The organism is Candidatus Phyllobacterium onerii, from assembly GCF_028331445.1.
Classification (GTDB): domain Bacteria; phylum Pseudomonadota; class Alphaproteobacteria; order Rhizobiales; family Rhizobiaceae; genus Phyllobacterium; species Phyllobacterium onerii.
Genome location: NZ_JAQMHX010000059.1, coordinates 1 through 280, shown reverse-complemented (window position 1 = coordinate 280; position 280 = coordinate 1). Strand labels below are relative to the sequence as shown.

At 64.6% G+C, this 280-nt stretch carries 1 protein-coding gene; it reads left to right on the top strand.

What is annotated here, in order from left to right; translation table 11 throughout:
• Positions 1–55: 55 nt before the first annotated feature.
• Positions 56–280 (top strand): hypothetical protein (locus PHA01_RS29190; RefSeq protein WP_271899733.1); only part of this gene is annotated, 225 nt, incomplete at its 3' end.

The window sequence follows — 280 nt, the reverse complement described above, 5'->3', positions numbered from 1 at the left end:
TACCGCGACCGGGGCCAATGCATCGGCACTCTTCGTGGTCGGCGAAGGAGGCCCCGTGTCCAATGCGATTTTTACGGGCAGCCGATTGCGCAACGTCAGCGCGCCCACCATCGGCGTGGCTGGCGCAGGAAACGCCACCCTGACCGGTTCGGTCGCCGACGGCAGTGGCGAATGGCTGCGCGTTGGCACCATCGACGATTTTCCTCTACTCGGTGCGGCTGAACTTCCGATACGCGGAATACCGGATCCGCTGGATCCTGACTCACCATTGCCGCCCCCG